General features: G+C 59.7%; 21 protein-coding genes. 13 read left to right on the forward strand and 8 right to left on the reverse strand.

The features are described 5' to 3' along the window. Positions 1 to 5 precede the first annotated feature (5 nt). From P8L30_06655 to P8L30_06665, 3 genes are read right to left on the reverse strand one after another with little or no spacing between them, the layout of a single operon-like run. Positions 6 to 1,418, reverse strand: a complete 1,413-nt coding sequence (locus P8L30_06655; protein MDG2239864.1) for a sigma-54 dependent transcriptional regulator — start codon at positions 1,416 to 1,418, stop codon at positions 6 to 8. Between the two features lie 24 nt (positions 1,419 to 1,442). Continuing rightward, positions 1,443 to 2,858, reverse strand: coding sequence for a HAMP domain-containing sensor histidine kinase (locus tag P8L30_06660; GenBank protein ID MDG2239865.1), 1,416 nt, complete (start codon positions 2,856 to 2,858; stop codon positions 1,443 to 1,445). Positions 2,859 to 2,863: 5 nt separating this feature from the next. Beyond that, positions 2,864 to 3,919: a hypothetical protein gene (locus P8L30_06665; protein MDG2239866.1), complete on the reverse strand. Its 1,056-nt coding sequence runs from the start codon at positions 3,917 to 3,919 to the stop codon at positions 2,864 to 2,866. Between P8L30_06665 and pyrE the strand changes: the two genes are divergently transcribed. Next, positions 3,911 to 4,489: an orotate phosphoribosyltransferase gene (gene pyrE, locus P8L30_06670; protein MDG2239867.1), complete on the forward strand. Its 579-nt coding sequence runs from the start codon at positions 3,911 to 3,913 to the stop codon at positions 4,487 to 4,489. The two genes, P8L30_06665 and pyrE, sit on opposite strands and share 9 nt — an antisense overlap. Here pyrE and dnaN read toward each other — a convergent pair. Both dnaN and dnaA read right to left on the reverse strand, forming a co-directional pair. Then, positions 4,486 to 5,589 carry a DNA polymerase III subunit beta gene (gene dnaN, locus P8L30_06675; GenBank protein ID MDG2239868.1) on the reverse strand — a complete coding sequence of 368 codons (1,104 nt, stop codon included), beginning with the start codon at positions 5,587 to 5,589 and terminating at the stop codon, positions 4,486 to 4,488. The genes pyrE and dnaN overlap by 4 nt on opposite strands. Before the next feature lie 293 nt (positions 5,590 to 5,882). Beyond that, positions 5,883 to 7,265: a chromosomal replication initiator protein DnaA gene (gene dnaA / locus P8L30_06680; protein ID MDG2239869.1), complete on the reverse strand. Its 1,383-nt coding sequence runs from the start codon at positions 7,263 to 7,265 to the stop codon at positions 5,883 to 5,885. A gap of 302 nt (positions 7,266 to 7,567) precedes the next feature. On the opposite strand from dnaA, the gene rpmH reads away from it, so the two are divergent. The 6 genes from rpmH to mnmG all read left to right on the forward strand — a co-directional run bounded on the left by rpmH (position 7,568) and on the right by mnmG (position 13,717). Then, positions 7,568 to 7,717 (forward strand): 50S ribosomal protein L34, encoded by a 150-nt coding sequence (gene rpmH / locus P8L30_06685; GenBank protein MDG2239870.1) that lies wholly within the window; start codon positions 7,568 to 7,570, stop codon positions 7,715 to 7,717. A gap of 361 nt (positions 7,718 to 8,078) precedes the next feature. Further along, positions 8,079 to 8,351, forward strand: coding sequence for a membrane protein insertion efficiency factor YidD (yidD, locus tag P8L30_06690; GenBank protein MDG2239871.1), 273 nt, complete (start codon positions 8,079 to 8,081; stop codon positions 8,349 to 8,351). A gap of 9 nt (positions 8,352 to 8,360) precedes the next feature. After that, the gene (gene yidC / locus P8L30_06695) at positions 8,361 to 10,118 is read left to right on the forward strand and encodes a membrane protein insertase YidC (GenBank protein ID MDG2239872.1); all 1,758 of its coding nucleotides are present in this window, start codon (positions 8,361 to 8,363) and stop codon (positions 10,116 to 10,118) included. Positions 10,119 to 10,158: 40 nt separating this feature from the next. Next, positions 10,159 to 11,532: a tRNA uridine-5-carboxymethylaminomethyl(34) synthesis GTPase MnmE gene (mnmE, locus tag P8L30_06700; protein MDG2239873.1), complete on the forward strand. Its 1,374-nt coding sequence runs from the start codon at positions 10,159 to 10,161 to the stop codon at positions 11,530 to 11,532. Next, positions 11,529 to 11,828, forward strand: a complete 300-nt coding sequence (locus P8L30_06705; protein MDG2239874.1) for an acylphosphatase — start codon at positions 11,529 to 11,531, stop codon at positions 11,826 to 11,828. The genes mnmE and P8L30_06705 overlap by 4 nt, the downstream gene beginning before the upstream one ends. Continuing rightward, positions 11,825 to 13,717 carry a tRNA uridine-5-carboxymethylaminomethyl(34) synthesis enzyme MnmG gene (mnmG, locus tag P8L30_06710; protein ID MDG2239875.1) on the forward strand — a complete coding sequence of 631 codons (1,893 nt, stop codon included), beginning with the start codon at positions 11,825 to 11,827 and terminating at the stop codon, positions 13,715 to 13,717. The genes P8L30_06705 and mnmG overlap by 4 nt, the downstream gene beginning before the upstream one ends. Positions 13,718 to 13,802: 85 nt before the next feature. Here mnmG and P8L30_06715 read toward each other — a convergent pair whose 3' ends face one another. Continuing rightward, positions 13,803 to 14,264 (reverse strand): hypothetical protein, encoded by a 462-nt coding sequence (locus P8L30_06715; GenBank protein MDG2239876.1) that lies wholly within the window; start codon positions 14,262 to 14,264, stop codon positions 13,803 to 13,805. 208 nt (positions 14,265 to 14,472) lie between these two features. On the opposite strand from P8L30_06715, the gene P8L30_06720 reads away from it, so the two are divergent. The 5 genes from P8L30_06720 (at position 14,473) to P8L30_06740 (ending at position 18,340) form a co-directional block, all read left to right on the forward strand. Beyond that, complete coding sequence (locus P8L30_06720; GenBank protein ID MDG2239877.1) at positions 14,473 to 15,258, forward strand: AAA family ATPase; 786 nt, start codon at positions 14,473 to 14,475, stop codon at positions 15,256 to 15,258. After that, on the forward strand, positions 15,255 to 16,136 hold the full coding sequence (locus tag P8L30_06725; protein ID MDG2239878.1) for a ParB/RepB/Spo0J family partition protein: 882 nt from the start codon (positions 15,255 to 15,257) through the stop codon (positions 16,134 to 16,136). Before P8L30_06720 ends, P8L30_06725 begins: the two co-directional genes overlap by 4 nt. After that, positions 16,133 to 16,915: a M23 family metallopeptidase gene (locus P8L30_06730; protein MDG2239879.1), complete on the forward strand. Its 783-nt coding sequence runs from the start codon at positions 16,133 to 16,135 to the stop codon at positions 16,913 to 16,915. The genes P8L30_06725 and P8L30_06730 overlap by 4 nt, the downstream gene beginning before the upstream one ends. Positions 16,916 to 16,971: 56 nt before the next feature. Then, positions 16,972 to 17,376, forward strand: coding sequence for a polymer-forming cytoskeletal protein (locus P8L30_06735; protein ID MDG2239880.1), 405 nt, complete (start codon positions 16,972 to 16,974; stop codon positions 17,374 to 17,376). Between the two features lie 205 nt (positions 17,377 to 17,581). Beyond that, the gene (locus P8L30_06740) at positions 17,582 to 18,340 is read left to right on the forward strand and encodes a Nif3-like dinuclear metal center hexameric protein (GenBank protein MDG2239881.1); all 759 of its coding nucleotides are present in this window, start codon (positions 17,582 to 17,584) and stop codon (positions 18,338 to 18,340) included. Here P8L30_06740 and P8L30_06745 read toward each other — a convergent pair whose 3' ends face one another. Both P8L30_06745 and P8L30_06750 read right to left on the reverse strand, forming a co-directional pair. Next, complete coding sequence (locus P8L30_06745; protein MDG2239882.1) at positions 18,341 to 19,975, reverse strand: M28 family peptidase; 1,635 nt, start codon at positions 19,973 to 19,975, stop codon at positions 18,341 to 18,343. It abuts the gene before it with no gap. 183 nt (positions 19,976 to 20,158) lie between these two features. After that, positions 20,159 to 20,824: a hypothetical protein gene (locus P8L30_06750; protein MDG2239883.1), complete on the reverse strand. Its 666-nt coding sequence runs from the start codon at positions 20,822 to 20,824 to the stop codon at positions 20,159 to 20,161. 59 nt (positions 20,825 to 20,883) lie between these two features. Here P8L30_06750 and P8L30_06755 point away from each other — a divergent pair, with 59 nt between their 5' ends. After that, positions 20,884 to 23,175 carry a M14 family zinc carboxypeptidase gene (locus tag P8L30_06755; protein MDG2239884.1) on the forward strand — a complete coding sequence of 764 codons (2,292 nt, stop codon included), beginning with the start codon at positions 20,884 to 20,886 and terminating at the stop codon, positions 23,173 to 23,175. The last annotated feature ends 207 nt before the right edge of the window (positions 23,176 to 23,382 follow it).

The following is a 23,382-nucleotide window of genomic DNA, read 5'->3' on the forward strand; positions in this document are numbered from 1 at the left end:
GTCGATCACGCCTCGATCCCGTACTTCTCGAGCTTGTAGTAGAGGGCGCTGGGCTTGAGCCCGAGAAGGCGCGCAGCTTCCGCTTTGACACCAGCGGCCTGATCGAGGGCTTGGCGGAGCAAACGTTCCTCGATGCCCTCGACCGCACGGGTCAGGTCGAGGCCACCGATCGGCAACTCCGTCTCCGCCCCCGTCTCAAAGCCCGCGAGACCACCCGCAACCCCATCGGTGCCAAGAGGAGGCAAATCTTCGATGCTGAGTTCTGTCGCGTCTGCAAGAACCAACGAACGTTCGATGACGTTTTCGAGTTCACGCACGTTCCCCGGCCACCTATACGCGGCCAAACGTTTCAGTGCCTCGGCACTCACAGTTTGAACCGGAGACGCAGTGCGTTCCTGCAGCTTGTCGATGAAGTGGTTCACGAGAATCGGAATGTCCGAAGTCCGCTCACGGAGCGGCGGGAGGAGCATCGGCACTACGTGCAATCGATAAAACAAGTCCTCTCGGAACGCTCCGTCTTCGAGGAGCTTTTCCGGCGGCACATTCGTCGCGGCAATGATGCGCACGTCGACGGGAAGGGTCTCCTCGCCACCCACACGTTCGAGCTCGCGTTCCTGAAGCACACGTAACAGGCGGACCTGTGTGGTATGCGGAACGGTCGCGATTTCATCCAGGAAGAGCGTACCGCCATCGGCGAGTTCGAACCGCCCTCTCCGCTTCTTTGCCGCACCCGTGAACGCGCCTTTCTCGTGACCAAACAGCTCGGAATCGAGAAGACTCTCGGAGAGCGCCCCGCAGTTTACGCGGACAAAAGGGCCGTCCTTCCGTTTGGACCCGGCGTGGACCGCCCGGGCGACGAGTTCCTTCCCCGTGCCCGACTCCCCGTAGATCATCGCTGTCGATTCGCTTGGAGCTACGCGATCGATCCACTTAAAGACGTCCTGCATGGGGCCCGACTCGCCAACCATCTCCCCGTAACGAGCCGTCGTTTCCTCGCGCAATGAGGCGTTCTCCACACGCAATGCGACGTTCTCTCGCTTCAGCTTGACCCGCCGCGTCCGCTCGTCCACCAACCGGTCCACTTTGACCGCGAATTCTTCGGATGAGAACGGTTTCGTGATGAAGTCGGCCGCCCCGAGCTTCATCGCCTCGACCACCCGCTCGATTGTGCCGTGGGCAGAAATGACCATGACGTCGGTGTCTGGAGTGACACTCTTCACGTGCTCCAGAACCTCGATCCCGTTCATGCGGGCCATCTTGAGGTCCGTGATGACCAGATCCGCGGGCTCTTCCTCCAGCAGCTCCAAGCCACGGGCCCCGCTTTCCGCAGACCTCGTCCGATGGCCACGGCGCCGCAGAAGGAGCTCAAGCCCCTCCCGGATGGAGTCGTGGTCGTCGATGATGAGGATCTCAGCCATTGGAAATGCTTTAGCTAGTTGGAGTTACGGCGTCGGGGGGTCTTCCAGGCTGCCGAAATATACGCGGAATTCGGCACCCTTCCCACCATTGGGTTCCCGGTTATCGACCAGCTCGGCCCGCCCCCCGTGTGCCTCCGCGATCTTTTTGACGATTGCGAGGCCCAGGCCGGCTCCCTGCTCCTTGTCCGTCACAAAGGGGTCGAAGACTCGGCCACGAAGCTCCTGGGCCACGCCAGGGCCGTCATCGGACACACTGAGCACGAACTCACCATTGGTAACCCCGGCCTCGAGCACAACGTGATCACCGGCCTGGCTCGCGTTTCGAAGCAGATTGAGTGCTGCTCGCTTCACGTGGTCGCCGGAGACCCTAGCCATGAGCGCGGTATCCGACATGTGAACGTCCAAGGTGCCTCCTCGCTCAAGGAGCTCCGCCTCTACGAGTTCGATCGCTCCGAGTATGGGAAGTCGGACATCGGTGGCCTCACGGGAAGGCGCGAGCGGACGAGCGAACGCCAAGAAGTCCGAGATGATCCCGTTCAACGCAGAGACCTCTTGGCGGACCCGCGAAAGTAACCGACCCCTCTCCTCCGCGTCCTCCGTCTCCGCCGCTGCGGAGGCGAACAACTCCAGGCCACCGAGCGGGTTTCGGATCTCGTGCGCGACTTGAGCCAGCATAAGACGAAGCTGCTCGTCTCGTTCGAGAATCGCGAGGCGCATACGCTCCATGGCTCGCGACAGGCGTCCTACCTCGTGTCCGCCTTCGTCGGCAACGGGCTCGACCATCCGACCTCGCTGGATGCGGATGGCCACTCGGCTAAGGCGTTCGAGGGGGCGCACAACGCTCGTGGCTAGGACGCCAGCGAGAAGAGCCGCCAGCAGCGTCGCAGCCAAGGCGCCAAATATGAGATTGCGACCGAGCCTCTCGAGGGGAACCTCGTAGTCGGCAGGCATGAGTACCGCCAAAACGGTCTGGTTGTCCTCTAGCGAAGCAAACCCCCACTTATAGAATCTTTCGTCCAGGCCCGTGAAGGATTCGCTCGCGGAATAGCCAACGACGCGTGCTTCGTCGAGCAGTGCCTCGAATAAGTCGAAATCAGGCAGGGGCATCCCAATCGGGATCGAGTCCGCTGGGAAGCTCGTCACAACAGCGGTGTTGTCGTTGCGTAGGATATACGCTTCACGGACAACAAACTGTAACTCCTTTAAGCGGGCGTGATAACTCGTCCACTGAGACGTGTCCTCGAACCCCGGCCGTAGCCCGACGACGGCCGAAGCCTGGAGCCCTGTGGCCACAGCCGCCCGAGCCACCCAAGCGGCCTTCTCATCCAATTCAGCCTCGAGCGCCCGGGTCGCCTCTCGCCAGGCCATATAGGACCCGGCCGTAATCAGCAACACCACGAACGCGACGAAGGTGAGAACGAATCGGCGGCGGAGGGACATTCAGATCACACGCCGCAAGAGACGTATTCGACCAGAATGTCCGCAAACCGAATCGGTGCAGGGGTTCGGGGGGAGACCACGATGTGGAAGGGGTAATGGGTTTTCGCTATCGGCGAGCAGAAATCCCCTGGTACGCGTTCAAAGAGGTGGGTCAATGTCCCATCGGCGACCTCCAAGATTCGTCGTACTTCCACACTGTCTCCTGCTTCTCCGCGCTCCCCGACCGCTCCTACAATCACGATCTCGGTTTCGAAATCGACTTCTGGAGGAGGGGTGCGGCCCGAATGCTCTGACCAGAAGGCCGACCAAGCGACATCGTCTGTCACCACGAAGGAGGACGTGGGTCTCGCCCTCGTGTCCTCGCCTCGATCCAGAGAGCCGAACGGTACGCTACCGTGGTATGCCGAAACGAAACCGGGTCCGACAGTAGCATCCCTCGCCTGCTGTGTGGCCACCACCAGACGGGAAGCGCCTACCTTGGGGCCCGCGCCCACGGTGGTGAGGTCCGTCAGCGACCCATCCACACATTGGGTCCAATAAAACGTCTCCCCTCGGTGGGTGTCCTCGATCGTGAAGCGGATCTTGGAAAGAACGGGCCCGCAATCAGCGGACGTTCCCTGCTTCAACGTTGTGGTGTCGGTAAAGAGCTTGAGCCCTGTGACTTGGTTGATACGCACGATCAACGATGCATACTCGGAGGCGAAGGCCCCTGGATCGCCAAGGCTTCGGGAGACGGTCTCATCGCCTACCAAACCGCGATAGGAAATCCCTTCATGGAGGGTCCAGGCACCAGACGACTCCCACTGGAGGGTTTGGCTCAGGGTTCCGGCGGGGATCAGCGTTCCAAAACCGAGGCGGCGGGGGGTCTCCAAGCTGACCGTGATCTGACCCAGCTGTCCAACTCGAAGCGTTCCAGGCCCGACCGCACCCTCGTTGTCGCACGCTGTGCCGACACCCGCCAGGACCAGTGCACAGACCACTACAGCCCACCCCCTGCGGAATCGCGACGCAGGGGCTTGCCTCGAGTCAGGCAGTTGGGCAGTGTCTTGGCGATGAATCATCGTGATCAGTTGAAACGGCTTCTCGTCGAACGGTCTTTAAGGCTTGGCGATTTTACACTCGCGAGCGGAGCATGTTCGAACTACTACATCGACGCTCGTCCCACGACCATGAGCGCAGAGGGTCAGATGCTCGTTGGCCACATTGCTCTCGCACTACTCAAAGAGAGCGGTCTAGAGCCGACGCACGTGGGAGGTCTGACCATGGGTGCAGACCCGATCGCGTACGCCATCGCCCACCGAAGCTACTTGGATGGGCACCCGATTGACGGCTTCTCCGTCCGTAAGAAAGCGAAGGAGCACGGTACGGGCCAGCGCGTAGAAGGAGGCGTAACGCCCGAATCACGGTGCGTCATGGTCGAAGACTCGATGAGCACAGGGAAAAGCACGCTCGCAGCTGTACAAGCGGTCCTCGATGTGGGCGCGTCCGTCCTCGGCGTACTAACAGTGGTCGACAGATCAGAAAATGCGACTGCCCTCTTCGAATCGGAAGGACTTCCGCTTCTGTCGATCTTCACCGGAAACGAAATCCTCGAGGCTGCTCAATCAGCAAGCCCCGAGGACCAGGGCTAGTCCAGAAGCCGCAGCGGCATCACCAGGCTCAGATAATCGTGATCATCGCCTACAGGCTCGATCGTAGCAGCACGCTCGGGCGCCTTGAACATGACGTTGACCTCGTCTGTCGGCATATACCGAAGTACTTCAAGTAGGTAATTCGCGTTGAACCCGATCTCGAGTTCCTCACCGTCGTAGCCCACTTCCAGCTCGTCGTGTCCCTCACCCAGATCGGGGGTGAGCACATTCAGGTGAACCCGGCCCGGTTCAAATTTCAGGCGAATACGGTGCGTCTGATCGGACGCGACAACCGCCATCCGGCGCACAGCTGACTCGAGAGCCTTCTTGTCCACCGTCGCTACTTTGTCGTTGTCACGCGGGATGACTTGGTCGTAGTTGGGGTAGGTACCCTCAATCAGGCGCGTGTAAACCTCCCTGTCACCTGCCCGGAACCCGAGGTGATTTCCACTGCGCGCGACTTGAAGCTTGTCGTCGTTTTTGAACAAGCGCTGCACCTGCTGAAGCGCACCCGGTGGTACGATGAAATCAGCAGATGGTGCCCCACTCGATTCTGCCGGAACTCCCATTCGTGCGAGACGGTGTCCATTGGTGGCGACCATCCGCATGGAGCCGTCACGCAACTCCCAAAGCACACCATTCAAGATCGGCCGACTCTCTTCCGTCGACACAGCGAATGATGTGTGATGGATCAGTCCATTCACGTCTTTCCCAGTGACCGTCCAACCTTCAGTGAAGTCTACCTCGGCCAACGTCGGAAACTCATCCGCCGGAAGGCCATTGAGCTTGAAATGACTACGCCCACATTTGAGCTCGATCTGCTCTCCACGCGTAGCAACCTCAACGGGTTGATCAGGAAGCTCTTTCGTGATTTCGGAAAGCTTCTTACCGGGAGCGGTGAGCCTTCCTGCTTCGGTCACATCTGCGGGGACCTTGATCCGAACAGCAACATCCAAGTCGGTGCCGCTCATCCATACACCGTCCTCCTTCGCTTCAAAGAGGATGTTCGAAAGGACTGGCAAGGTCGTCTTCGAAGGGATGCTCGCAGACACTGCAGCGAGTCCGGTATGAAGGTTCTGACGCGTGATCGTAAAATTCATTGAGCTGTAGCTCCTGAGACCGCGGACTCACTGCCTTCGACGGCGCGAGTCCGTTCGTTTTCAACGCAACTAGATACTATGTCTCTTCTTATTTAAAAAACATAGTAGTAGTAGGGCATGTGGATGTGTGGATTGTACGGTGGCGGACTACCCGCTCGTACTGTGGTTGCAGCGTCTTATGCCGAGTTGTAACGCCGTGGAGTCTTGGTAGATAACCTCGCGGGTTCCCACTACAGCCAAGCTCTGACGCAGGGTGACTGTGGGAAAAGTACGGTTTTCCCACGTTTCCAACATCAGTCGTGGAAAGCCTCACGCATCTCCTCACGGGCCTCGTCGACCTGTTTTCTGAAGGACGGATCCTTCTCCATTTCGTTCTCGACCTTCCGAATCGAATGAATCACGGTCGAGTGATCTCGCCCTCCGAACAACTCGCCGATTCGAACCAACGAAGTGCCGAGGGCTTCCTTGATGAGGTACATGGCGACCTGACGTGGAACTGTGAGGTCTTTAGTCCGCCGTTTGGACGCCAAGGCTTCGGGCCTCACGCGCCAGCGCCGGGCTACCGTTTCTCTGATGCGCTCCGGCGAGAGAATCGGGCCCTCGTCTCTGTCTCTGCCGAGCACACCTTTCAGGGCTGTCCTAGCGAGCTGCGGGGTGATCTCCTGGTGCGTCAGGGACGAGTAAGCCAAAAGCTTGATTAACGCCCCTTCGAGTTCACGGACCGAGGCCGTGCATGAGTGGGCGATGTATTCAATCACCTCGTCGTCCATCGAGAGCCCGTCGTCGGCCGCCTTTTTCCGAAGAATGGCCATACGGGTCTCGAAGTCCGGCGGTTTTACGTCAACCACCAACCCCCACTCGAATCGGGACACGAGGCGATCCTCAAGACCATCGATCTCTTTTGGAGGTCGATCACTCGTGAGGATGATCTGCTTTTGGGCGTCGTAGAGGGCGTTGAATGTGTGGAAGAACTCTTCCTGCGTGCGTTCTTTGCTCCGCAGGAAGTGAATGTCGTCCACCAGGAGAAGGTCCATTCGGCGATATCGCTGGCGAAATTCAGCCATCTCACCCTTTCGAATCGACGAAATCAACTCGTTGGTGAATTGCTCGGACGAAACGTAGGCGACTCGGGTGTGCGGGTTGGTCTCGACGATCTGGTGACCGATCGCGTGCATCAGGTGTGTTTTTCCGAGCCCGACTCCTCCATAGAAGAAGAGGGGGTTGTACATCTTGGCGGGCTTGTCCGTGACAGCTCGGGCCGCTGCCGCAGCGAGTTGGTTGTCCGAGCCCACGACGAAGCGGTCGAAGGTGTAGCGCCCGTTCAGCGACGGCTTTGGTGGTAGCGGCTCGGGCCTCGGCGAATTGGACAGCGAGTAGGCCGGCTGGTCCGAGAACTCGATCGAAGGGACCGGCATGGGCGTAGGGCTGTCCGAACAGGACACCGTGATCGTGATTGGGCGGCCCAAGAGCCGTTCCGCCGCGCCGGCGAGAAGTGGAGCGAACTTGTCTTCCAGCCATTCTACGTGGAATCGGGACGGTACCTCGACGTGCAGTTCGTCGTCGGTGAGCGCGATCGCAGAAGCAGGGGCAACCCAGGTGAGGTAGCTGTGTTCCGGAATGGATGCCCGAGCGTTTTCTTGAATCCGGGCCCAAAGCTCGGCCGCTGTCAGCTCCATCGCGCCCCCGAAATCGGCGCCCCGCAGAGCATTCCGGCGGGAAGCGTCGTGATCATGAATGGCGAAAGGACGATGAGCGGCGGGCTCGCAGTGAATTGTGACTGGTTCTCATGGGTCCCGAGATTAGGGCGCGCCGAACCTATTCAGGGTGTGTGGAAAAGTCAAACTATGTCAGTGATAGTGCGGCCTTTCGATGGTTTTGCACACCAGGCATATTGGGCGTTGACGTGTTCTGACACCCTAGACTATCTTTTCAAGCTCGTTTATAGACGTAAGAACACCGATGGATTGGGCTACTCGCCATGATGCCAACATACAGGCCGCGGAACCGCAAACGGATCAACAAGCACGGATTTCGTGCGCGAATGAAGACGACAGGCGGCCGCAAGGCACTCAACCGCCGTCGCAACAGGGGACGCTCGCGTCTCGTGGTGACGATCGGCCGCAAGTAGACGGTCGGTCGCCGGAGCGCGGAGAGGGCCTGCCCCAGGGCGCGCGCATACGGCACAGCAATGAAATCCGGGGGTTGTTGGAGCGGGGGAAGCGAAAGAGGACTCGGCTGATCGATGTCTTCTTCACGTCTTCCCCCGCTTCGCGTTCCCGGATGGGAGTTATCGTCCCGAAGCACGGGCGGAACATCGTGGACCGAAACCGCCTCAAGCGGCGTCTTAGAGAAATCTGCCGTAGGGATGTCTTGACGCGGTTGGATGAAGGTGGAAAGCCGGGCGACGTATTGATTCGGGCACGCCGGGAAGCTTATGGAGCAGGGTTCGACGACCTGCGTAATGAGGTACACAAGGCGATGGAGGGGTTTTGGTCGAACGAATCCTGATTGGGGTGATCCGCTTGTATCAGGCGGCGGTCTCGTCGTGGACTCCGGCTACGTGCCGCTTTACTCCAACGTGTTCGACATACGCAATTGAAGCGGTCCAGTCGCACGGCTCTGTCGGAGGCGGCTGGATGGCGATTCGACGCATTACGCGGTGCCACCCGTGGGGTGGGCACGGATACGACCCAGTACCGATCGATCATTCCTCTGAAACGCTCGAACCAGCGACGAAGTCGGCCGTTGGTTCGCATCGATAGACAAACGCCATGAACACCGAAGTAAGGTTCTTATTGGCCATCGGGCTCATGCTCGCGGTCCTCGTCGGCACAAATCTGATGTTCCCCCCTGTCATACCGGAGGAGGGATTGGCGGCCGATAGCGGGGCTCCGCCGCTTGAGTCGGCGAGCGGTGTTTCTGGAGGGGCGGTACCCAGCGGGGCCGAAGCATCTTCTGCGATTCCGTCGATACCGACTCAGCAGGACCCGCTCACGGTTGCTGGACAGGCCCCTGTCGAGCAGGCAGTCGACGGGCAAGCAACTGGCAGCAGCGTCGTGCCGGAACAGAGACCGATTGTTGCGACTCCGTTGTTCCATTTTGAATTCTCCAACCATGGCGCGCGACTACATTCGGCGGTGCTGACCCAGTTCGACGCGTTGAACCGAGAAGGGTTGGTCGACCTGATGCCGGATGGGGCGGACGGGTATCTGGGGCAGAAGCTTGTCGTAGGCAGCGACACCGTAGATCTGAGCCGGGTGGTGTTCGATGTAGAGCCGGCTGCCGGCTTCACGTTGGCGGAAGGTGACTCGGCGCGGACACTGCGATTCTCGTATCAGCACCCGACGAGCCCTTTCACGTTCCAGATCGAGTACGAGTTCCTTCCTGAGTCTTATCAGGTTGTGGTCCGCGGATCTTCGGCAGGATTAGAGCGTCCTTTGCTTGTAACGGACCTCGGAGATGGTATCGCGTTCGCCGAGGCTGACTCGGCGACGGAAGCCCGTTCGATGGCTCACGTGCACAACCATCTACAGGAAGGCATTCAGTCGACCATTCATGAGAAGGCCGAGACGATGCTCGTGGAAGGGCCGCTCGTATGGGCTGCTTTTCGGAGCAAGTTCTTCGTATTTGCTCTACTGGCCGGGGAGACGGAGGTCGTCGAAAGTGAAGCGAGCTACCTGGGTGGGATGTTGATCCAGGAGAGCCAATTCGATGGCCGTGTGCGGCTTGCAACCGCGCAGTCGCTGACTGCCGATGGCGAGTTCGGGTATAGGCTGTTCATGGGTCCCCAAGATTATGCGCTCCTAAACTCGCTTGGGCAGGGCATGGAGGAAGTGAACCCGTACGGCTGGAAGTTCTTCCGACCGATCGTACGTCCATTCGTGTCCGTGATCATGAAGATCCTCACATACCTGCACGGCACTTTGTCGCTAGGGTATGGATGGGTCCTCATCATCTTCGGGGTGATGATGCGGGTCGTGTTGTTCCCGTTGAACCACAAAGCCATGAAGGCGCAGCTACGGAACATGGCCGTCCAGCCGCTCCTGAAAGAGATCCAAACGAAGTACAAGGACCAGCCGGAGAAGCTTCAGAAGGAAATGATGAAGCTGTATAAGGAGCATGGATTCAATCCGTTGGCGGGTTGTCTCCCGATGCTCATTCCGTGGCCGGTGCTGATCGCGCTCTTCTTCGTGTTCCAGAACACGATTGAGCTGCGCGGTGTGCCATTCCTTTGGATGCCAGATCTGTCGGCTCCGGACCCGCTCTACCTGCTTCCGGTGTTCTTGGGACTGTCGATGTTCTTGATGCAGTACGTGAGCTACAAGTCACTCGATGCTCCGAATCCGCAGATGAAGATGATGATGTGGCTCATGCCTGGAATGATGGTCTTCATCTTCTTCAACTTGGCGAGCGGATTGAACCTCTATTACGCGACGGCTAATATCGCGACGCTCCCGCAGCAGATATGGATTGCGAATGAGCGCAAAAAGATGAAGGGTCAACCCATTCCGAAGGCCAAGAAGGACTGACGCACGCGCCGGGGAGGCTGCCCGGCGTGGGCGTCCCGTGATGACTCACGACGTAGATACGATTGCCGCGATTTCGACCCCATCAGGTATGGGTGCGATGGCAGTGATTCGCATCTCAGGGCCGGACGCGGTTGATGTTTTTCGCCGGATCGTGCCGGAGTCCCAACCGGATCTTGTCCCGCGGTATGCGACAATGGTGGAGCTTCGGGATCCGGAAAGTGAGGCCCTACTGGATCGGGCCGTCGGGACCTTGTTCGCGGCGCCCGCAAGCTACACGGGTGAGGATGTTATCGAGCTGTCGTGTCATGGCGGCCGCCTGATCCCGCAGATGGTGTTGGATGCGTGCCTCGCGGCCGGCGCGAGACGTGCGGAGCCCGGGGAGTTCACCCGCCGCGCTTACTTGCGCGGTAAGCTGGATTTGGTGCAGGCCGAGGCTGTGGCGGACCTGATCGAAGCGCAGAGCCGAGCACTTCACCGTGCGGCATTGGGACAACTGGACCGTGGGCTGTCAGAACAGGTCTCTCGGTTGCGGGAGGAGATCGTGCGGCTCGAAGCACTGCTGGTCCACCATATCGATTTCCCCGAAGAAGATGATGCGCCTGTGCCGGTGCACGATATCGCACGGGTCGCGGACGATCTCACCGATCGTATGTCGCACCTTCTTGCGACCGCCCCGGAAGGTGAACTCCTCCGAGAGGGGGCTCTGACGGTCCTGGCTGGTCGGCCGAACGCAGGGAAGTCGTCGCTCTATAACGCACTCCTCGGACACGAACGAGCTATTGTCACGGAAGAGGCGGGCACGACCCGCGATGCCATCGAGTCGGTGGTGCAGATCGGCAGCTTTCCGTTTCGGTTGGTGGACACGGCTGGGCTCCGGGAATCCGAGGGGCAGGTAGAGCAGTTGGGCATCGAGGTTGCTCACCGCTATATAGGAGATGCGGATATCGTGCTGTTCTGTGTCCCGGCGGACGAGCCGCTCCTTGATGAGGATCGAGCCTTCATCAATGGTGTTACTGCGCCAGTGGTCTTGATGCGCACGAAGAGTGATCGGCGCGAGGGAGTCCTTCCCGAGAGCCCGGACGTCGATGGTGTTGTCCACGAGGTCTCCGTATCGGCACTCACTGGCGCGGGACTGGACACGGTAAAGAAGGTGCTGCCGTCGCTTGTGTACGGCGGTCTCGTGAAAGCGGAACCGGAAGCTCCGGTCCTGACGCGTAGGCGGCATGCGCGGGCCATGGAACTAGCGAGGGACGAGGTCGTTAGTTTCGGGGTCGCGCTCCGGGATGGTTTGCCGCCGGAAGTGGCTGCGACACATCTCCGACCAGCGGAGACCGCTCTCGAGGAAATCCTCGGGGTCATTTCTGTCGAGGACATACTCGACGTCGTCTTTAGAGAGTTCTGTATCGGAAAATGACTGAAGTCATCGAAGAGAGTTTTGAGATGCACGGGTTCCACGTTCACGGTAAGGTTCAAGGCGTGGGGTTCCGCTGGTGGACTCGCCGTGTGGCCCTTCGCCTGGGACTGTGTGGTCTTGTGAGAAATCTCCCGTCCGGGGTAGTAGAGGTGCATGCGGGTGGTGCGCCCGCTGACCTGAAGCAGTTTGAGTTTGCTCTTGCGGCGGGGCCTCCGATGGCGCAGGTGAGCAAAGTGGAGGTAGTCCAGCCGGACGAATCGATTTCATGGGACCGCTTCCTCATCGAGAAGAAGTGAGGTCCTCCTACGACGTAATCGTCGTTGGGGGCGGTCACGCAGGTACGGAAGCCGCTGCCGCTTCGGCGCGGGCGGGCGCCGCCACACTGCTTGTGACTCCCGATCTGTCGCGAATCGGACAAATGAGTTGTAACCCTGCGATTGGTGGTGTTGCCAAGGGTGTTGTGGCTCGTGAGGTAGATGCCCTTGGGGGCGTGATGGGTCAGGCCACCGACGCGTCTCGGATTCAATTCCGGATGCTGAACAGGTCCAAAGGCGCAGCGGTGTGGGGGCCGCGGGCACAGTGTGATCGGGCTCTGTACCCATTAGCTGTCCGAGGTGTGTTGGACGGACTTCCGGATTTGGATCTCTTCCAGGCGTTGGTTGCCGACCTGCTGATGGAGGACGGCCGGGCCCGCGGGATCCGAACACGTGGCGGATTATCGTTTGAGGCGCGGGCGGTTGTTGTCACCACTGGGACGTTCCTGCGAGGCAAGATTCACGTCGGGGGTGAGGCGGGTGTCGGAGCGGGACGCGCGGGCGAGGCTCCCTCTGTGGAACTGGCGGAGTCGCTCGAGGGCATCGGCCTTGAGGTCGCGCGATTCAAGACCGGAACGCCCCCACGCATTGACGGGCGAAGTGTGGACTACGCGAAGCTCGAACGTCAGGACGGTGATGATGTGGACTACCGTTTTTCGACGTATGCCAACGAAGACATTCCTCGACAGTTGCCGTGTTGGATCGCGTGGGCTGAAGACGGTCTGAAAAAAGTCGTCGCGGATAACCTACAGAGCTCCGCGCTGTATGGTGGCGAAATTGCTGGAAGGGGACCCAGGTATTGTCCCTCGATTGAAGATAAAGTTGTGCGATTCCCGAACGCTCCGCGGCATCAAGTCTTCTTGGAACCAGAGGGCCTTTATACGACTGAGCTCTACGTGAATGGGCTATCGACTTCGCTTCCAGCGGAAATTCAGTTGGAATTTCTACGCACGATCCAGGGTCTCGAGGAGGTCCGGATGACGAAGGCCGGATATGCGATTGAGTACGACTACTTCCCTCCTCACCAGCTGCGCCACACGCTGGAGCTGAAGGATGTGCCGGGTCTGTTCTTCGCAGGCCAGATTAACGGCACGACCGGATATGAGGAGGCGGCGGGGCAGGGCGTCATCGCCGGCGCAAACGCTGCGCTTAAGGTGCGCGGCGAGGGGTCATTCGTTCTCGAAAGAGATCAGGCATACATCGGAGTGCTGATCGACGACCTCGTGACACGCGGGGTGGACGAGCCGTATCGGCTCTTCACGTCACGTGCAGAATTTCGTCTCCTCCTGCGCCAGGACAACGCCCCAGGAAGGCTCGGGCCATTGGCTCGCGAACGCGGTCTTCTGACGAGCGCACAGGAGGCTTCGCTGCAGGAACGCCTAGAAGAGGAGCGGGTCATGCTCAGTTGGTTTCAAAAGACCACACTGAAGCCGGACCGAGTGAACAACGTCCTGCAGGCCGCGGGTTCAGCCCCGATCGACGAACCGACTCGAGCGGTCGAGTTATTGAAACGCCCCCGCGTGGAGGCAAGCCTGCTGTTGGATGCGTCGGAGGACCTGGAGAGGCCGAAAGCTTCGGGCGCCGCCTTGGCTGCGGTACAGGTGGAGCTGAAATACCAGGGTTATGTGGCTCGCGAACGACAGCGGGCCGAGAAACTGAGAAAGCAAGCTAACGTGTTGCTGGACAATGAGTTGCCCTATCTAGAAATGGAGACATTGTCTTTTGAGGCGCGCGAGAAGTTGGCGCGGGTGCGTCCAGAGACGCTCGCTCAGGCAGCGCGGATCTCCGGTGTTTCTCCGGCTGATCTGCAGAACCTCCTGCTCGAAGCCCGAAAAGCTGGGGCTACCAGGAGCGACTCACGGCCCGACTAGTCCATGGGTGTCGCCGCGGGTTGTTTCACGTGAAACATGAACGTTGTTTTGTGTTGTTTGTTTCACGTGAAACAAGACTGCGGGGTCAGTCCTGGCGGCGTACTAACTCCAAGTGAGATAATGCTTCGTCCGGGGTCCCGTCGAGGTTGAAGTCGAACTCCGTGTCCCCGCCGAGGATCAATCGATCATTCCCTTCGAAGCTGTACGTACAAATGTCTTTCGATGCCGTGGGGAAGGTCCGCTCGAGCACGACTGTGTTTCCACCTGAACGACTCAGTGTGCCGATCTCCGTTGAGGCTAAGCCTTGAACGACGAGCACGGCGGTGTAGGCGCCGCTGGGTTGGACGTTGAGGTTGAATGTGGAGCCTAAGGCGATGAGGTCGACCGAGGCGCTTGCCGTGACCGGGCTGGTGAGGACCAGGGCCGTTGCTTCCCAATCCCCGATGAATTCGCTCAGCGAAGTGTTGGGACCGAATGAGTCACTGCCGCCGCATGCCGTCAACAGAAGGAGGGCCGTTACCACTAATCCCGTACGCCGCAGCCCCATGTTTTCTCCTCCCGGAAGAGCCCGGGCCTACATGTTTCGGGCCGAATGAGCCCGATTCATGCTTAGGTGTCTTCACTCGTCGTCCAAGGTTCAGGGACCTCAGTGTTCTGGTCAACCGTGCGCGGCTTTCCGTGCGCGGGCCGGAGGGAGTATATTGCTCGCCCGAACTCGGATGAGCCGGATCTCTAAGCTCTTAAATAAGGACCGAATGTCGCACGTAATCGCGATTGCGAATCAAAAGGGTGGTGTGGGGAAGACCACGACTGCCATAAACCTTGGTGCCTCGTTGGCTGTTGCTGAGAAGAGGACCCTGGTGGTGGACATCGATCCACAGGGAAATGCCACGAGCGGCCTCGGTGTAGAGGACCGAAAGAGTCTTCACACCGTTTATGATGTCTTGATCGGGGACAAACCGATCGAAGAGTGCATTGTTCGGAATGTGCACTTTTCCTGCCTGGATATCGTGACTTCGTCTCGGGACCTCGTCGGGGCGGAAATCGAACTTGTTCATGCGATTGAGCGAGAGAAGATCCTGCGCAAGGCTATTAACACCGTGCGGGACCAATACGAGTACATACTTGTCGATTGTCCTCCGTCTCTTGGGCTCCTCACGTTGAACACGCTGACCGCCGCGGACTCGGTGTTGATTCCAATCCAGTGCGAATTTTACGCCCTTGAGGGATTGAGCCAGCTGTTGGGCACGGTTCGAGTGGTCCAAAAAGGCCTCAACCCGGACCTGGATATTGAGGGAGTCTTGCTCACGATGTATGACCGTCGCCTGAACCTGTCGACACAGGTGGCGGCAGAGGCTCGAGAATATTTTGGGGCTAAGGTCTACCGTACGGCGATTCCACGAAACGTCAGCCTGGCTGAAGCTCCGAGTTTTGGGAAGCCGATCGTTCTCTACGACGTCCTCTCAACTGGCGCGCAGTCATATCTCGCGTTGGCACAAGAGCTGATTGAAAAACACGAAGGTGTGGGAGCTGTATCATGACGCGACGCGACCGGCTCGGAAAAGGACTTGGTGCCCTCCTTGGTGAATACATGGATCCCGAGGTCGAGGCCAGCGAAATCAGCAAGCTGCCCGTGAAGATGATTGTCCCGAACCCCGTGCAGCCAAGGCGTGTGTTTACGGAGGAAGAGCTCTCAGATCTCGCGGGCTCTATTCGTGAAAACGGACTCTTGCAGCCCCTAGTGGTGCGTCCGGCCCCAGGGTCATCGGATCGCTTTGAACTTATTGCTGGAGAACGACGTCTTCGTGCGGTCACCGGCCTAGGGTGGGAAAAAGTTCCAGTCGTCGTCCGCGACGCCTCCGACGACACTTTGCTTGTTTTGGCCTTGGTGGAGAATCTCCAACGTTCCGCTCTGAACCCCATGGAGGAGGCAGAGGCGTATGTCGCGTTGGGCGATCAGTACGGGATGTCCCAAGCGGAAATTGCGACGGCGGTCGGGAAAGATCGTTCCACTGTCGCCAACTTAGTCCGGCTTCTGAAACTCCCGCCTTCGATACGGAAGCTCGTGGAGAGTGGTTCGTTGAGCATGGGGCACGCTCGGGCGCTCTTGTCCGTTGCTGAGCCCATGCGCGCGGCCGAACTCGCCCGCACTGCAGCGAAAGAAGGATGGTCAGTGCGTGAAGTCGAGCGGAGGGCCAAGAGTCTCGGAGCACCGGTGAGACCCTCGAAAACGAAGGCAGTCGACCCGACCCTTCAGGCGCTACAGGATTCGATCCGTGATCGCTTCTCAACTCGGGTAGCAATCAAACAAGGCCGCGGCGGAAAGGGTAGCATCGAAGTCAAATACCACGGACCTGACGATTTCGAGCGGATCTTCGAGATGATGATGGGGAAGTCGGTCTCAGAAATCGTCGAATGAGTGCAAAGGGCCCGCGGAAGCTCACCATCATGGTGGTCCCCGACGGGGGCCGCGACAGCCGCACCCTCCACATTCCGTACAGGTGGCTTCGGGTCGTGGCAGCCGGAGGCTCGGTAGTCGCTCTCGCGCTTATGGTCATGGCCGGAAGTTGGTGGTACCTCGCTGCGCGCGCCTCACGCGTCGCGGATCTCGAACTGGAGCTCGAAGCGACCCGCGGTGACCGCGTACGCGTTCAAATGCTGGGCCGGCAGCTGGAAGAAATCGAAGCCAAATATGGCGAAATTCGGGCTTTGTTCGGGCGCTCTGTGGATGGAACTTCATTCGACGTCTGGCTGCCCCCCGCTACCGGCTCCCGCCGCGGGCAAGGCGCGGAAACCCTTCCCGGTACTGGAGCCTCGCGTCCGGACATGTGGCCTCTCGCAGAACGAGGGTTCATTACCCAAGCGCTCATGGAGGGCGCGGATGGTGAGCACCCGGGCCTGGATATTGCAGTCCCGAGTGACTCGTATATAAGAGCCGCCGGCGGAGGAACTGTCGTTGACGTTGGGGAGGACGACGTATACGGGCGATTTGTAGTCATTGACCACGGAGAGGGCTTCACCTCTCTCTATGCACACGCGTCCGCGCATCTAGTCGTCCGGGGCCAAAAGGTCCGAGCCCGTGAGGTCATTGCCTTAACCGGGTCCACGGGCAGGTCAACGGCACCCCACCTACACTTCGAAATCCTGCTCGACGGCGACGCGGTCGATCCTCTGACGATGGTGCAGCAACCTGCGTAGTGTGGATTGTCAGGCACAGCTAACTTCTCATTCCAATCAGATCTTTGAGGTACTAGATGGCACGCGACCGAGGCGGAAACGGAGCACCACCCGAATCAGTGATTTCGCTCATCGGCCCAGGCATGAGGGTCGTCGGGGACTGTGAAACCGACGGCACCATCCGGATCGAGGGCATGGTCGAGGGGAGTGTTCGGGCTGGAAAAGCCGTTGTAGTAGGTAAGGACGGTGTAGTCTCTGGAGATATTGCCACACAGGACGCCGTTATATCGGGGACAGTGAACGGGACGTTAGTCGCCGATTCGCGGCTTGAACTCCAGGCAACCAGCCGAATTGAAGGGGACGTGAGAGCGCGCCGACTGCAGCTCGAGGAAGGCGCGATTTTCAACGGGATGGTCCATATGGGCGATTCCACTGGGCGCTCAGGGGCTCCGACTCCAGTTGAAGGGCTATCCAACGAGTGACGCGTCAACCGATAAACATATTTTTCCCCAGAGTATCTTCGGGCGTTGGAAGTCGGTCGCCCTTGCTAGGGTCGGGGCAAAAATCGTTGGTGCTGCAACGCTTCTGTGGTAGGTCGTTCGGTAATCCATGTAGCGACATACTGACTGAGAACGAGTTTTCCACATCTTGTCCACGAGCTGAATCCGGCTTGTTTGGGGGTCGACGGTGAAATTAGAATCCATCCTCCAGTATTTGGATGCCTACCTTGGGATCGCCGATCATCCCGACTACGGGAACGCGCTGAACGGCCTTCAGGTCGCCGGACCGGAGGAGGTCACCCGAATTGTTGCGGCGGTCGACACTTCAGAGGCTTCTATCTCCGCGGCTGTGGAACTCGGCGCCGACCTCATGATTGTGCATCACGGCCTATTCTGGGGCGGACTCGAACCCCTTACCGGACGTCATTTCCGCAAGGTAAGGGCGCTGATGGACGCCGGGATTGCGTTGTTCAGCTGCCACCTGCCCTTGGATACGCACGCAGAGGTGGGAAATAGCGCACTTCTAGGACGGGCCCTCGGGCTCGGTCTACAAGGACAATTCGGCGTGTACCAAGGGCAAGAAGTGGGTTGGTGGGGCACCTTGGATGCCCCGGCTACTCGGGACGCGTTGGCGACAACGCTCGAGGGAGTCCTAGCCGGGCCCGTGCACGTCATTTCTGGCGGGCCTGAGGCCATCGAGCGAGTGGGTGTGGTGACAGGGGGCGGGGCCTCATTCATCCCTGATGCGGTTACGGCTGGGCTCGACGCTCTTATTACCGGTGAGGGCTCACACCACAGCCACTTCGATGCGGTGGAACTCGGGCTCAACGTATTCTTTGGAGGCCACTATGCGACCGAGACCTTCGGCGTCCGAGCTTTGGCTACGCACCTAGAAGAGCGATTCGACCTTCCCTGGCATTTCGTGGACCAGCCGACCGGGCTTTAGTTACCGGCCCCCCATCATGGCATCGCGGGCAGCCTTGAATTCCTGGCCCGGATGCCAATTCGGCCATAAGTCGCTGCCAGCGATATCCAAGAGCACTGAGGTGACGAGGGCGCCCTGCTGCACCGCGCCATCGAACACGAAATCCTCGCTGTACTCATCCGAGGGGGCGTGGTAGTGGTTCGCTGTATAGGCAGCCTGAACGTCATTTCCCCAACCCTCGGGCCGCCCGCGGTAGGACCGTCCGTGCTCGAAGTACAGAGACGGTACACCGGCCTTCGCGAACGGGAAGTGGTCGCTGCGGAAGAAGAATCCTTTCTCTGGCTCAGCATCAGGCATGAGCGTCAGCTGAAGTTCTCCTGCCCGCGGACGAACGAACAATCCCAACTCACTTCGTTCCTCACCCTGTACGATGATGTCGTCGGTTTCGCCCCATAGATTGGCGCCGTCGACGTTGAGTTCCGCGACCGTCTGGCTCAAGGGGAAGAGAGGGGTCTGGGCATACCACTGCGCTCCCAAGAGGCCTTGTTCTTCGGCGGCTGTCGCGATGAAAACGATCGACCGATCGGGAGCAGTCGGCATGTTGGAAATCGTATGAGCCAGCGACAGCAGCATCGCGGTCCCTGACGCATTGTCATAAGCGCCGTTATAGATCGAATCACCGTCGATCGCTTCCCCGACTCCAAAGTGGTCGTAGTGCGCTGAGACGGTGATGTACTCGTCTGGGCGAGCAGCCCCGGCAACGACTCCGACGACGTTCATGGTCTCAACCTCTCGGACATCGCTTTCCACAGTCGCCGTCACGATGACTCCGGTTTCGACGGCAGCAAAGTCGCGATCAGCGGCCTGGGCCATGAGGTCCTCAAAGTCCAAATCCGCGGCCGCAAGGGCCTCGGTGGCGACGTCCAGCGATACCCACCCAACCATGCCCGCTGGGGTGGGACCCGACGGATCCGGCGGGAGGGCGAACTGTTCGCCGGACCAACCCCCACGAACGACGCTCCACGGGTATCCTGCCGGCTCCGTGTCATGCACGATGATCGCCCCAAGTGCGCCCTGACGGGCGGCTTCTTCATACTTATAGGTCCACCGGCCGTAGTACGTCATGGCAGGACCACCGAAGAGATCGGCTTCGGCGGCAGGGGCCGGCGGGTCGTTCACGAGGATCATGATGTACTTCCCCGCGACATCGACGCCCGCGAAGTCGTTCCAGTCGTTCTCCGGAGCGTTGATGCCGTATCCCACGAAAATCAATTCGGCGCTGCCCCCCGCACCCTCTGCTACAGGGTCCCCCGCATTCAAAACGAAGTCGTCCATGTAGGCAGGCGTCACTTCGCCGTCCGGGCCCCGGAAGCTGAGCGACACACTCGCGGGATCGGTTGTGGTTCCGACCATCGGCACCGCTTGGAAGTGAGACCCATCCGGTGCGTCGAGTCCCCAAGAGGCGAACTGAGCACCGATGTACTCGGCCGCCATGTCGCCACCTGGGTGGCCCGGGCCACGGCCAAGGAATTCGTCGGATGAGAGTATCCTCATGTGCTGTTCGATCTCGCCGCCGTCGAGCAGGGGGAAATCGGACGAGGTCGATTCACATCCCGCGACAATTGCGAGAACCAGCAGTAAAACAGGGCGACGCACGATCTCCACCTCCGAACGAATTCTTAGGACCGAAACGGTATACGTCGAAGCCCCGTTAAGACAACAGCGGCGAGTCATTTGGCTAGAACAAACTGTCGAGGTATAGGTGCACCTTCCCATCGGTCCCGCCACGCACGGCGCGCGCCAGGTCAGCTCGGACCAGTCCATCCAAGAGCGAAGGCCCTATCCCGACGGAGGCGAGGGAGTCATCGAAGAAACACGCTTCACGTTCGCCAACCCACCCCAGATCGGAGAAGATGCCCAGGCGCGCGGCAGCCAATCCCGGAGCCAACTCGCCGCGGGCGCCCCAATAGGCCCGGCCTCTATCAAGAGGTCCGTAGCCATGGCCTCGGCGAGCTCCTCGTCTGGCCCGGTGCCAGCGCTGATACATCCAGCGCTGTCGGAGTATCCGATCCGTACGGCTGGATATTCGCCCGACTTCCCTGTGTCCAAGCCCGCGATGGGGATGGCCGACCGCATCCCTATCCACTGGCTCACGCGTGATCGGTCAGCCGACCAACGAATGTTGGCGATGCGCTCGTGCTCCAAGAGGCCCCGTTCGCGTCGGAAGCTGAGTGCGGTCAGCCCGACGAACATCCGCTGGTGAAGCGTGCCTTCATAGCTCTCAATGCCCTCCGCGGTGCGATGTCTCGCCGAACATGACCGAGTCACCAATGCCTCAACCCCCGCATCCGTGTCGGTATCTGGAGGCGTTGTGTCTTGGCTGGCGGCTGCCGTCGTCGACAACGCGTCGAGAAACGTGAACAGAGCACCCGCGCGGCCGAGTGGCCGGGTAGTCTTCTGGATCCGTTGCCGCTCCATCAGAGCAGCGGTACCGTATCCGGACACCGCACATTCCGTCTCGCTGCTGCTGAGAATTCTGCAGCGTGGCTCATTAAGGAGTTTCGATGATTCGCCGCCTCATTTCGGCCTTCGCAGTCTTGGCCCTCGTTGTCCCAGCGCTAGCCGCTCAGAGCGTTCCTACTCCGCGCGACCATTTCGGGTTCGACATCGGGGAGGACCGGAGCCTCGCGAACTGGGATCAGCTCACCAATTACTACCAGGACTTGGCGTCATCCAGCTCTAGGGTGTCCTACGAGTCTCTAGGCGAGACGGTGTCGGGGAATCCGTTTGTGATGCTGACAATCACAAGCCCGGAGAACCATGCCCGGCTCGACGAGCTCCGCGAGATCCAAATGAAGCTTGCGGATCCCCGGACGATCTCGGGAGAGGCAGAGCTCGAACGGCTGCTCGATATGGGCAAGGCTGTGGTGATGATTACCCACGGGATTCACGCCACAGAGGTTGGCGGCAGCCAGTCCGCAGCGCGTTTGGCCTACCATATGGCGTCGTCAAACGACGAGAAGGTCCAGGAGATCTTGGACAACGTGATCTTCCTGCAAATCCCCTCGTTGAATCCGGACGGACTGCAGTGGGTTGCGAATTGGTACAACGAGCACGTGGGCACGGAATTCGAAGCCGCGCCCATGCCGTGGCTGTACCAGTTCTACGTGGGGCACGACAACAACCGTGACTGGTATGCGTTCACGCAGAACGAGACCATCATGACCGTGGCAGCACAGAACAGTTGGCACCCTCAGATCGTTCACGACATCCACCAAATGGGCGCGACAGGTGCTCGCATCTTTTTCCCGCCTTACATCGAGCCTTGGGAGCCGAACATCGACCCGGCTCTAACGACGGCAGTGAACCAGCTAGGCGCGTACATGGCTGCAGAGGTGACTTCGCAGGGAAAGGCCGGTGTCGTGATCAACGCTCAGTACGATGCCTTCACGCCGGCTCGTGCCTACATGCATTACCACGGTTCAGCGAGGATCCTCTCGGAGACAGCGTCGGCTCGCCTTGCCACGCCGATCACGATTTCTCCGGACCAGCTCGGCCCGGGGCGCGGATTTGATGCGAGCAAGAGGTCGTGGAATTTTCCGAATCCGTGGAAAGGTGGCGACTGGGGTCTCCCTGACATCACCGAGTATCAGTTCTCGGGCGCGATGGCGCTCCTGACCAACGCTGCGAAGAACCGCCGCTACTGGTTGGAGAACTTCCATGGCGTGACCGACCGTGCGGTGGAGAAGTGGGACGAATGGCCTGACGCTTGGATCATCCCGGGCGGGCAGGAGAACCAGACCGGCGTGCAGTACGCACTCCGTTCTTTGGTTCTCGCTGACGTCGAGGTCCATGCGTCCGAGGGTGCGTTCACTATCGACGGCATGACTTTTCCAGCAGGCAGTTATGTGGTCCCGATGAACCAGCCTTGGGCAGGCTTTGCGAATTCGATGTTCGAGATCCAGCATTACCCGGACCTCCGCGAATATCCGGGTGGCCCGCCGCTGCGGCCCTATGACGTGACCGCACACACCTTCGGCTATCTGTTCGATTTCGAAACCGTCGCAATCGATGGAGACATCGGGGTGGGCCTGTCCGACCCGATTGACGCGCCAGATTTCGACTTCCAACTCCCAGACCATTTGTCGGGTTCGGACGCCCCTCGTGTGGCGATGTACAAGTCTTGGCAGGAGCCGATGCCGGCTGGATGGCAGCGTTGGGTCTTCGATCAATACGAAATGCAGTACGACACGCTGCACGATGCGAACATCAGGGGTGGCGACCTCCAGGACTACGACGTTCTGATCTTCCAGGCCCAGAGCCCGAACTCGATCACGTCGGGGTATCGTGAAGGCCAGCTTCCTCTTGAGTACACAGGCGGCTTAGGTGAACAAGGCGTTGCTGAAGTCCAGGCGTTCGTGGAGAACGGAGGACGCGTCATCGCCATCGAGGCAGCGACGGGATTCGTCTCGGACCTCTTTGACCTAGAGGTCTCCAACGCTACGGCAGGTCTGTCCAACACGGACTTCTATATCCCGGGCTCGATTCTGCGCCTCGAACTCGATGGGGCCTCTGAGATCAACGAAGGCATGAGCAGTGAGGTCTCGTCCTGGTACTGGCGCAGTAGCATGGCCTTTGACGTAGACGATCCGCGAGTACGAGTCGCAGCGCGGTACGGGTCGGGGGACCCGCTTCTCTCCGGTTGGGTCCTGGGCGGGGACTACATCCAGGGTGAGCCCGCGATTTTGGAAGCCGACATTGGCGAGGGGTCGGTTGTCTTGTTCGGGTTCCAGCCGAACTACCGTGCGCAGACTGTTGTGACATGGCCGCTCCTCTTCAACGCGATTCGTAAATGACCAAGTCCGACGGTATGGCCGCGGGGGGCAAGCCGTTCTGTCCTAGCTGCGGAAAGGCTGCGACAGGCAATTTTTGCCAAAGTTGTGGCACCAAGCTGGGCGGCCGCTTTTGCAACCAGTGTGGGTCCAAACTCTCAGCGAGTACCAAGTTTTGTAATCAGTGTGGCAACAAGGCTCCGGGTGGGAGCGGCTCAGAACATAAGGCCG

This window comes from Longimicrobiales bacterium, assembly GCA_029245345.1.
Taxonomy (GTDB): Bacteria; Gemmatimonadota; Gemmatimonadetes; order Longimicrobiales; family Gaopeijiaceae; genus CALFPJ01.